Below are 1,757 nucleotides of genomic sequence, written 5' to 3' on the forward strand. Positions count from 1 at the left end.
GGCCAGACGGCCAAGTTCGACCTGAGCGTCATCTTCACCGAGACGCCCCAGGGACTGAGCGGCACGCTGGAGTACAGCACCGAGCTGTTCGAAGCGCACACCCCGGCCCGGCTGCTGGGCCACTTCCAGCGGCTGCTGGAAGGCATTCTCTCCATGCCGGCCCGGCCCCTCGCGACGCTGCCCCTGCTCAGCGACGAGGAGCGCCAGCGGCAACTGGTGCTGTGGAACTCCACCGCCGCCGACCAGCCCCTGCACCTCGGCGTCCATGAGCTCTTCGAGCAGCAGGCCTCCCGCACGCCCCAGGCCACCGCCCTGCTGGCCGGCGACGAGCGCCTCTCCTACCAGCAGCTCTCCCACCGCTCCCGCGTCCTGGCCGCCTACCTCCAGTCCCTGGGCACCGGGCCGGAGTCCGTCGTCGGCGTGTACCTGGAGCGCTCGGCCGACACCGTCATCTGCCTGCTCGCCATCCTCCAGGCCGGCGCTACCTACCTTCCATTGGACCTGGCCGCTCCCCGCGAGCGCCTGGCCTTCATGCTGGAGGACGCCCGCGCCCGGCTGCTCCTCACCTCCTCCCCCCTCCTTCCCCGGCTGCCCGAAACCACCACCCGCCTCGTGTGTCTGGACTCGCAGGCCGCCGCCATTGCCTCCTGCCAGCCAATCCCCCTCGTCCCCGGCGTCTCCTCCGAGCAGCTGGCCTATATCAACTACACCTCCGGCTCCACCGGACGGCCCAAGGGCGTTGGCCTTCCCCACCGGGGCGTCATCCGCCTGGCGCGCGCTTCCAATTACATCCACCTCACCCAGGACGACGTGCTGCTTCACGTCAACGCCGTCTCCTTCGACGCGGCCACCTTCGAAATCTGGGCGGGCCTTCTCAACGGCGCCACCGTCGCCGTGGCCGAGGCCGGCTCTCTGTCCCTCGAAGCCCTGGGCCACCAGCTGCGCCGCCACCGCGTCACCACCCTCCTCCTGACGGCGTCCCTCTTCCACCAGCTGGTGGACCACCAGCTCGACGCCCTCCAGGGCCTGCGCTACCTGCTGGCGGGGGGCGATGTCATTTCCCCGGTGCACGTGCGCCGCCTGCGCCAGCACCTGCTGCACTGCCAATTCATCAACGTCTACGGCCCGACGGAGAACACCACCTTCACCAGCTGCGAGCCGGTGCAGCTGCTGCGCGAGGGGGCCTCGGTGCCCCTGGGCCTGCCGGTGGACAATACCCAGGTATACCTGCTCGACGGGCTGCTGCAGCCGGTGCCCGTCGGCGTCGCCGGAGAGCTGTACACCTCCGGCGCGGGCCTGGCCCGCGGCTACCTGCACAACCCGGCGCTGACGGCGGAGCGCTTCCTTCCCGACCCCTTCGGCCCCGAGGGCGGCCGGATGTACCGCACCGGAGACCTGGGGCGCTTCCTGCCGGATGGCCGCGTGGAGTTCCTGGGCCGCGTCGACTTCCAGGTGAAGCTGCGCGGCTTCCGCATCGAGCTGGGCGAGGTGGAGGCGGCGCTGTGCCAGCACGAGGCGGTGAAGGACGCGGTGGTGGTGGCACGGGGAGAAGGCAGCGACAAGCGCCTGGTGGGCTACGTCGTGCCTCGGCCGGGCCCCACGCTCGAGCTGGACGCCCTCAAGCAGTCGCTGCGCCAGCTACTGCCCGAGTACATGGTGCCCTCCGCCTTCGTACAGCTGGAGGCCCTGCCCCTGACGTCCCACGGCAAGGTGGACCGCAAGGCCTTGCCTGCGCCCGAGGCGCCTGACTCCTCCCG

The 1,757-nt window shown here is 70.9% G+C and carries 1 protein-coding gene; it reads left to right on the forward strand.

The window, feature by feature from the left end; translation table 11 throughout:
- A partial coding sequence (locus G4D85_RS48335; protein ID WP_164021891.1) for a non-ribosomal peptide synthetase occupies positions 1–1,757 on the forward strand: 1,757 nt, incomplete at both ends.

Source organism: Pyxidicoccus trucidator (assembly GCF_010894435.1).
Lineage (GTDB): Bacteria > Myxococcota > Myxococcia > Myxococcales > Myxococcaceae > Myxococcus > Myxococcus trucidator.